The following is an 8,912-nucleotide window of genomic DNA, read 5'->3' on the forward strand; positions in this document are numbered from 1 at the left end:
GGGTCGCCTCGGAGGTGTCGGACGGGTCGCCGGCGACGCGGGGCAGCGATCCCTCACCGGTCTCCGCGGGCGCGATGCCGTCGACGGCCGATGCGCCGGTGCAGCCGGCGGTGGCGGCGGCCATGAGGGCGACGATTCCGAGGCCCGCGGTCCTGGTGCGCATGTTCCCCGTCTCCTTCCGAAACGAATGACGGCTCCGAATCCCGCCCGATTGGCGCATCCAGCTGCGCGAAGGCGGCGGATATAACGATTCGATCACCGTTTGGTCGGTTAACTTAACACACTCGTTATCTAAGCGGTAGTGCAATAAACCCGGTTTCGCCGCCGGGTACTCGCCGCGGTGCGGTCCGGTGGGGTAGAACATCGGGGTATGGGGGTCCTCCGCCCCGTCCCGGCACCCGAAGGAGAAGCGCAAATGTCCACTTGGGATTCCATCATCTTCCGCAGTGACGCCGTCACCGATCTTTTCGAGGAGGTGGCGACCCTCGAGGACGACGATCTGGCCGATGCGCTCCGGGACGCCTGCCGACTGGCCGCGGGCGACGCGGACGACGACGAGGCCCGAGCGGGCCTCGGCGCCGCCACCGTCGCGGCCATCTGGTCGGGGGCCCCGTTCAGCGCGGGGCAACTCGTCGACGAGTACCCGTTCATCCGCGAGGGCATCGGCTCCTGCCCCGAGGAGCTGCGCGAGGCGGCCGCGGAGACGTTCGACGTTCTGGCTCCCGGGCTGTCCGAAGAGGAGCGGGAGGCCGTCGAGGACTTCGCGGAGGCGGTCAACTAGCCTGGTTGGCGATCGAACGACGCGCGCAGCCGCGCGGACCGCACAAACACGGAAGAGGTCGCATGTCCCAGACTGGCATCGAGCACAAGGTCGCCGATATCTCGCTCGCGGAGGCGGGCCGCCACCAGATCCGTCTGGCGGAGCACGAGATGCCCGGGCTGATGGCCCTGCGCGAGGAATACCGCGAGGAGCAGCCGCTGGCCGGCGCCCGCATCGCCGGTTCCATCCACATGACGGTCCAGACCGCGGTGCTCATCGAGACGCTGGTCGCCTTGGGCGCCGACGTTCGCTGGGCGTCGTGCAACATCTACTCCACGCAGGATGAGGCGGCCGCGGCCGTCGTCGTCGGCCCGGAGGGCACGCCGGAGGATCCGAAGGGCGTGCCGGTGTTCGCGTGGAAGGGCGAGACCCTCGACGAATACTGGTGGTGCCTGGAGCGCATCTTCGACTGGGGCGACGAACTGCCGAACATGATCCTCGACGACGGCGGCGACGCCACCATGGCCGTCATCCGCGGCCGCCAGTACGAGGAAGCCGGCGTCGTCCCGCCGGTGGAGGAGGATGACTCCGACGAGTTCGTCGCCTTCAAGGACATGCTGCGCCGCGTTCTGGCGGAGAAGCCCGACCTGTGGACCCGCACGGCCGAGGCCGTCAAGGGAGTCACCGAGGAGACCACCACGGGCGTCCATCGCCTGTACCACTTCGCGGAGGAGGGCGTGCTGCCCTTCCCGGCCATGAACGTCAACGACGCCGTGACCAAGTCGAAGTTCGACAACAAGTACGGCACCCGCCACTCGCTGCTGGACGGGCTCAACCGCGGCACGGACATGCTGCTGGGCGGCAAAAACGTCCTCGTCTGCGGTTACGGCGACGTGGGCAAGGGCTCCGCGGAGGCGCTGGCCGGCCAGGGCGCCCGCGTGAGCGTCACCGAGGCCGACCCGATCAACGCGCTGCAGGCGCTCATGGACGGGTTCCCGGTGGTCACGGTCGACGAGGCCATCGCCGACGCGGACGTGGTCATCACGGCCACGGGCAACATGGGCATCATCACGTTCGACCAGATGCGCAAGATGAAGGACCACGCGCTGCTGGGCAACATCGGCCACTTCGACAACGAGATCGACATGCACTCGCTGCACCACCGCGACGACGTCGAGCGCATCGAGATCAAGCCGCAGGTCGCCGAGTACCGCTTCGAGCACGAGGACGGCGAGGTCAAGTCGCTCATCGTGCTTTCGGAGGGCCGACTCCTCAACCTGGGCAACGCCACCGGCCACCCGTCGTTCGTCATGTCCACGTCCTTCGCGGACCAGACGATCGCGCAGATCGAGCTGTTCACCAAGGGCGACGAGTACGACAACCAGGTGTACCGCCTGCCGAAGATCCTCGACGAGAAGGTCGCGCGCATCCACGTGGAGGCGCTGGGCGGGTCGCTGACCACGCTGTCCAAGGAGCAGGCGGAGTACATCGGCGTCGACGTCGAGGGCCCGTACAAGCCCGAGCACTACCGCTACTAGCCATGGGGTACATCGTCGCCATCGAGGGCATCGACGGAGCCGGCAAGAACACCCTGTCGAGTGCCCTGGAAACTTCGCTTTCCGACGCCGGCGTCGGCGTCGCCAAGCTGGGTTTTCCCGCGTACGGCCGGACCCCGTTCGCCGATTTCGCCGATGATGCCCTGCATGGCCGGCTCGGCGACGTCGCCGGCTCGGCCTGGGCGATGGCGCTGCTGTTCGCGCTGGACCGCCGGGACATGCGCGACGAGGTGATCGCCGCCGCCGACTCCGCCGACGTGCTCGTGCTGGACCGGTACGTGGCCTCCAACGCCGCGTACTCCTGGGGGCGCACGGGCGATCGGGCGATCGTCGACTGGGTGCGGGAGCAGGAATTCGGCAGGCACGCGATGCCGGTGCCGGACCTGCAGGTGCACCTGGGCACGGGCGTGGCGGAGGCCGCGCGCCGGGCGAAGCACCGCGAGGCGACCGACGATTCCCGCATCCGCGACGCGTACGAGCGAGATGGGGGCCTGCAGGGGCGCGTCGCCGCGGCCTACTCGGAATTGGCCGCGGAGTCGTGGGTGTCGCCGTGGCACGTCGCCGGGGACTCGGCCGGGGGACTCGCGGCGCGCATCCTCGCGGACCTCGAACGGCGGATCCGCCCGGGCGGATAGGATGGGGCGCATGAGCGCCAAAATCCTGGTCGTCGACGACGACCCCGCCATCGCCGAAATGTTGACCATGGTCCTCCAGAGGGAGGGCTTCGACACCGTCGTCGTGGGCGATGGGCTGGAGGCGGTGGAGGCCGCGTCGCGCGAGCACCCGGATCTGATCCTGCTCGACTTGATGCTGCCCGGGATGGGCGGCGTCGACGTGTGCCGCAACGTCCGCGAGGAAAGCGCCGTGCCCATCATCATGCTCACCGCCAAGACCGACACCGTCGACGTCGTGCTGGGCCTGGAGTCCGGTGCGGACGACTACGTGACCAAGCCCTTCAAGCCGAAGGAGCTCGTCGCCCGCGTCCGCGCGCGCCTGCGCCACCGGGACGACGAGCCGGGCGAGGTCATCGAGGTCGGCGATCTGGTCATCGACGTCCCCGGCCACGCGGTCTCCCGCGGCGGCCGCGAGATTTCGCTGACGCCCCTCGAATTCGACCTGCTGCTGGCGCTGGCGCAGCGGCCGAAGCAGGTCTTCAGCCGCGAGGAGCTGTTGGAGAAGGTGTGGGGCTACCGGCATTCGTCGGACACCCGACTGGTCAACGTCCACGTCCAGCGCCTGCGCTCGAAGATCGAGCAGGACCCGGAGAACCCGCGCATCGTGTTGACGGTCCGCGGCGTGGGCTACAAGACCGGCGAGTAAGAGCCGACGGGCAGAAGGGGACACATGGCGGAGGGCGTGCGCGCACTGGGGACACGGCTGGGGGAGACGTGGCGCCGTGTGCTGCGTTCGTGGCGCACGTCGCTGCAGGTGCGCGTGGTCACCTCCGTGATGGTGGTGTCGGTGCTGGTCGTCGGCATGCTCGGATTCGCGCTGGTGTCGATCGTCGCCCAGCGGCTTTTGGACGCGAAGTTCAACGTCGCCAACGAGGAGATCGACCGGGCCCGCGTCGTGGTGGAGCAGACCATCGCCGCGTCGGGGGCCGATGGCACGCAGGCCCGGCTCAACGTCGGGCGAGAGGCGCTCGCCGACCGCGACACGGGTGCCACCACGGGTGCGGCGACGGTGTACGAGGCCGTGCTCATCGCCCCTGGCGCGGACGGAGAGGCGGTGCGCTCGCCCGTCGACGGGTACGTGCCCACCCAATTGCGGCCGTTCATCCAGCAGGGGCAGATCAGCTACCAGTACGCGACCATGGACGCCCGCGACGGGTCGAACTACTCGGCGCTGGTCATCGGCACCCCGACGTCGGCGGAAGTGCCCGGCCTTGAGCTGTACCTGATCATGCCGCTGACGGCGGAGGAATCGACGCTGGCCCTGGTGCGCGGCCTGTTCGCCGGCGCGACGGTGGTCATGACGTTGCTGCTGGTCGGCATCACCTGGCTGTTCGCCAACCAGGTGACCGGTCCGGTGCGCTCCGCCGCCCGCATCTCGGAGCGGTTCGCGGCCGGGCATCTGCGCGAGCGGATGGCGGTCGAGGGCGAGGACGAGATGGCGCGCCTGGCGGTGAGCTTCAACAAGATGGCAGAGTCCCTGTCCCTCCAGATCCACCAGCTGGAGGAATACGGCGACCTGCAGCGCCAGTTCACCTCCGACGTCTCCCATGAGCTGCGCACGCCGCTGACCACGGTGCGCATGGCCGCCGATCTCATCGCCGACGGCGCCGAGTACCTGGATCCGGGCACGCGCCGCGCTTCGGAGCTGATGATCGCGGAACTGGACCGCTTCGAGATGCTCCTCGCGGACCTGCTGGAGATCTCGCGCCACGACGCCGGCGTCGCCGATCTGTCGGCCGAGCGCGTGGACGTCCGCAGGTGCGTCGAATCGGCCCAGCAGCCGCTGCAGGTGGTGGCGCAGGAGGCCAACACCGAGGTCATCCTGGACATGCCCGACGAGCCGGTGCCCGCGAGCGTCGATTCCCGTCGCGTGGAGCGCGTGCTGCGCAACCTCATGGCCAACGCCATCGACCACTCGGAGGGCAACCCCGTCGTCGTTGCGCTGAGGGCCGACGACCGCGTCGTCGCCTGCACCGTCACGGACCGTGGCGTCGGCCTGAAGCCGGAGCAGGAGGAGCTGGTGTTCAATCGCTTCTGGCGCGCCGATCCGTCGCGCGAGCGCCGGACGGGCGGCACCGGGCTGGGCCTGGCCATCGCCCGCGAGGACGTGCTGCTCCACGGCGGCCGTCTGGAGGCCCACGGCGTGCCCGGCCAGGGCAGCTGCTTCCGGCTGCGCCTGCCCCTGGTCCCCGGCGGGCCCGTCGACACGGAGCCGCTGCCGCTGGAGGTGCCCGGAGCGCCCGCGCCCGCGCCCAAGACCGAGGTGATCGACGCGCTGGTCGTCAAGCGGGAGCAGCGCGAACTGGAAGCGGAGGGGGATCTGCCGTGACGCCGATGACGCGCACACGTTTCAAGTCGCTCGTGGCGGTGGCCTGCTCGGCGACGCTGGTGCTCGGCGGCTGCACGACCATGCCGGGCGATACGACGCCCCAGGCGATCCGGACCTTCGAGGCGCCGGCGCATGACCTCGAGGTGCCGGAACCGCGCCCCGACGCCGCACCCGATCTGGTGCTGCGCGACTTCTACGCGGCGTCGGCCCACCCCGTGAACGATTACGAGGCGGCGCGCGCGTTCCTCACCGAGGACGCGCGGGAGAGCTGGGACCCCCGCCAGGGGACGTGGGTCGTCGACGGCATCAACGTCATCGGCGACGGCGGCGGCGAGGGGGAGGGCGACCTCCGCAGTTTCGGCACCCGCGCGTCGATCGTCGGTTCGCTGACGGGCAGCGGGGCGTACGAGACCCAGTCGGCGCTGTACCAGGACACCGTCGAATTGCGGAAGAACGCCGAGGGCCAGTGGCGCATCGCCTCGCTGCCGGACGGCGTGCTGCTGGAGCGCCAGGCGTTCCTCGACAGCCATGCGCCGCGCAACGTGTACTTCCTGGACCCGTCGGGCAACCAGATGGTGCCGGACCGCCGCTGGATCTACCGGGGCGTCGACGACGCCGCGACCGAATTGCTCGACACGATGCGCGGCGGGCCCCGGCCGCGGCTGATCCCGGGCGTGACCACCTCGTTGCCGCCCGAGGCGGGCATCGAGGTCGGCCCTCAGGAGGAGGGCCCCGGCCGCGTGATCCGGTTGACGGGACTCGGCGCGCTGGACGAGACCCTGCGCGGGCTCTTGGCCGCCCAGATCGTGTGGACGCTGGCGTCGGCCGACGTGCGCGGGCCCTGGCTGCTCGAGGCCGACGGCCGCCCGCTGGTGGAATCGCACCCGGGGCCGTGGACGCGGGACTCCGACGAGCTGCGCCCGTTCGACCCGACGAAGGGGCCCGGCGACCGCGCGCCGCTGCACGCCATCGAGGCGGGCGGCATCGTCGAGGTCGCCGACGGTGCGGAGCGCACGTTGCCGGGCTGGGCTTCGGAGGGCGGGCAGGTCCTGGTTTCCGCGGGCATCGGCGTCGATCAGTCGGGCACGCGCCTCATCGCCGGGGTGTCCCGGGTCGATCGCGGCGGCACCGGCGAGTCGTCGCTGTTGTTGGGCCGCGCCGGGGCGCAGCCCGATTCCGTGCTCACCGCGCAGAGCCTCACCCGCCCGAGCTGGTCGCCCGACGCCGCGTCGGTGTGGACCGTCGTCGACGGTGACCGGGTGCTGCGCCTGGTGGGCAATTCGTCGTCGGTGCCGGCGGTCGAGGAGATCGACATGTCGGGCATCCCCGAAATCGACGGCGGCATCTCGGAGTTGCGGGTCGACCCGTCGGGCACGCAGGTGGCCATGATCGCGGGAGGCACCATCTGGATCGCCACCATCGAGCAGTCGGAGTCGGCGCCGTGGCGGCTGGTCAACGCCCTACGGCTGTCGCTGACCGAGGGCGTCACCCCGGTGACGCTGGCCTGGGCGCCGAATTCGACGATCATCGTCGGCGCCTACGGCGATACCGCGCCGATGTGGCGCATCTACCCCGACGGCTCGGTGAACTACATGCTGCCGAAGCTCAACCTCAGCCCGCCGGTGTCGGTGGTCACGGCGACGTCGTCGAAGATCTTCGCCCTCGACGACAACGCGCTGATGGAGCTGGTGACCGGCGAGGGCGAGGCCCAGTTCTGGCGCGCCGTCTCCGGCGTCCAGGGCCGCGCGGCGCCGGTGGCGGTGGAGTAGTAGCCTCCGGGGCATGCTGGGGATCTGGGGGGAACTGGCCGATTTGGCCGAACTGGCCGTGCCATCGGCGTGCCCGGGCTGCGGGGCGCCGGGCTCGCCGTGCGCGGAGTGCCGCCGGGAGTTCGCGCGGCCGCCGGTGCGGGTGGCGCCGCGCGTGCATGTGCCCGCGCCGACGTGGTCGTGCGGGTCGTACTCGGGGCCCAGGCGGTCGGTGGTGCTGGCGGCGAAGGAGCTTGGCGACGTCTCGGCGCGCACCGTCATGGGCGCGGTCGTCGGGGCGGCGCTGCTCAGGCTGGTGGCGGAGGGTGAGGTGGCGCATCCGTCGCAAAGCAGGGCGATCCTGGTGCCGGCGCCGACCCGGGCCTCGGCCGCCCGGCGCCGGGGAGGCGACCCCGTGACCGCCGCCTGCGAGGTCGCCGCCGAGCGAGTGGCGGGGGCGCGGGTGGCCGCGGGACTGCTGCGGACGGCGGAGGGGGCGGAGGATTCCTCGGGGCTCACCGCCGTCGGCCGCAGGCGCAACATCGCGGGCCGGATCGTGCCGTCGGGGACCGTCGAGGGGCCGGTTCTGCTCGTCGACGACGTGTTGACGACGGGCGCGACGGCGGCGCATTCGGTGCTCGTGCTCGCGTCGCTGGGTGTTCCCGTGGCCGGGGTGATCGTGTTTTCGCACGCCTAGGCCACAATGCCCCCGCATGTCGCGATCGGGCCCGCAAATCGGACGGGAGGTTCGTGGCCGCGGGGGTAACCGCGTCTGTATCCTGGAGGCACAGTTAGTCGCGTCACCGTGGACGCCGTGAGTAATCCCGCTCACGGAAGGGCGGTGGCCATACCGGGAGGTAGGAAGCAAGTGACGACACCTGCTGACAACAACGAGGTCCTCAGCCCCAACGCCCAGGTGACCATCACCGGGCGCAACGTGGAGGTCCCGGAACACTTCGCCGAGCGAGTCAACGGCAAGCTCGCCAAGATTGAGCGCCTCGATCCGACCCTGACGTTCTTCCACGTCGAGCTGCAGCACGAGCCGAACCCGCGCCGCGCGGACCGTTCGGACCGCATCCAGATCACCGCCACCGGTAAGGGACACCTCGCCCGTGCGGAGGCCAAGGAGGACAGCTTCTACGCCGCCCTCGAGTCCGCACTGGGCAAGATGGAGCGCTCCCTGCGCAAGGTGAAGGCCCGCCGCAAGATCAGCCGCTCCGGCCACCGCGCCCCCATTTCCGTGGGCGAGGCCACCGCGACGCTGGTCGAGGAAGCCGCCGATTCCGCCCCGAAGGCCGATCCGTACGAGGATCAGGTCGAGGAGATCCAGCTGGGCAAGGTCGTGCGCACCAAGGAGCACTCCGCCACCCCGATGTCCGTGGATGACGCCCTGTCGGAGATGGAGCTCGTCGGCCACGACTTCTTCCTCTTCGTCGACGAGGCCACCGGCCGCCCGTCCGTGGTCTACCGCCGTCACGCCTACGACTACGGCATGATCGCGCTGTCGGACGACGCCGAGTAAGAGCGAACGCAGGTTCAACGCAGCCCTCCGGGCGTCCCCGTTTTCGGGGACGGCCGGGGGGTTTCGCCGTTGCCGGGATAGCGTGGTGGCGAACCGGGAAGGAGCCGACCGATGACGCACCAATGGACGCGCCGCAGAAGATCCGGGCCGGGGGAGTCGGTGGCGGAAATGGACTGCTCTACGCGCTGATCGGCCTGGTCGCCGTCGACCAGCTGCGCATTCGCATCCAATGTCGCGGAAGCGATCCACCTCTCGATAGCCGGACAGACACCCACTCCAAGGACGGTCACGGTCCAGGCGGACAGCCCGGTGACGGGCCAGAC

The 8,912-nt window shown here is 70.4% G+C and carries 9 protein-coding genes; 8 read left to right on the forward strand and 1 reads right to left on the reverse strand.

Features of this window, described 5'->3' with window-relative positions:
• Positions 1-415: 415 nt before the first annotated feature.
• The 8 genes from GX015_RS07495 to raiA all read left to right on the forward strand — a co-directional run bounded on the left by GX015_RS07495 (position 416) and on the right by raiA (position 8,589).
• A complete protein-coding gene (locus GX015_RS07495) occupies positions 416-781 on the forward strand; it encodes a hypothetical protein (RefSeq protein ID WP_291344046.1) in 366 nt (121 codons plus the stop codon).
• 62 nt (positions 782-843) lie between these two features.
• Entirely contained in the window at positions 844-2,298 is a 1,455-nt protein-coding gene (ahcY, locus tag GX015_RS07500) for an adenosylhomocysteinase (protein ID WP_291344048.1), read from the forward strand.
• A gap of 2 nt (positions 2,299-2,300) precedes the next feature.
• Positions 2,301-2,951 (forward strand): dTMP kinase, encoded by a 651-nt coding sequence (locus tag GX015_RS07505; protein ID WP_291344050.1) that lies wholly within the window; start codon positions 2,301-2,303, stop codon positions 2,949-2,951.
• A gap of 10 nt (positions 2,952-2,961) precedes the next feature.
• Complete coding sequence (gene mtrA, locus GX015_RS07510; protein ID WP_291344052.1) at positions 2,962-3,636, forward strand: MtrAB system response regulator MtrA; 675 nt, start codon at positions 2,962-2,964, stop codon at positions 3,634-3,636.
• Positions 3,637-3,660: 24 nt separating this feature from the next.
• Positions 3,661-5,319, forward strand: a complete 1,659-nt coding sequence (gene mtrB / locus GX015_RS07515) for an MtrAB system histidine kinase MtrB (protein ID WP_291344053.1) — start codon at positions 3,661-3,663, stop codon at positions 5,317-5,319.
• A 5-nt stretch (positions 5,320-5,324) separates the two neighbouring features.
• A complete protein-coding gene (locus GX015_RS07520; RefSeq protein ID WP_291344054.1) occupies positions 5,325-7,088 on the forward strand; it encodes an LpqB family beta-propeller domain-containing protein in 1,764 nt (587 codons plus the stop codon).
• A 13-nt stretch (positions 7,089-7,101) separates the two neighbouring features.
• On the forward strand, positions 7,102-7,764 hold the full coding sequence (locus GX015_RS07525) for a ComF family protein (protein WP_291344056.1): 663 nt from the start codon (positions 7,102-7,104) through the stop codon (positions 7,762-7,764).
• Positions 7,765-7,935: 171 nt separating this feature from the next.
• Positions 7,936-8,589 (forward strand): ribosome-associated translation inhibitor RaiA, encoded by a 654-nt coding sequence (raiA, locus tag GX015_RS07530; RefSeq protein ID WP_291344058.1) that lies wholly within the window; start codon positions 7,936-7,938, stop codon positions 8,587-8,589.
• Between the two features lie 14 nt (positions 8,590-8,603).
• On the opposite strand, the gene GX015_RS07535 is transcribed toward raiA, so the two are convergent.
• On the reverse strand, positions 8,604-8,912 hold a 309-nt coding region (locus tag GX015_RS07535), incomplete at its 5' end, for a hypothetical protein (RefSeq protein ID WP_291344059.1).

Origin of the sequence: Corynebacterium sp. (assembly GCF_012837295.1) — a bacterium.
GTDB lineage: Bacteria > Actinomycetota > Actinomycetes > Mycobacteriales > Mycobacteriaceae > Corynebacterium.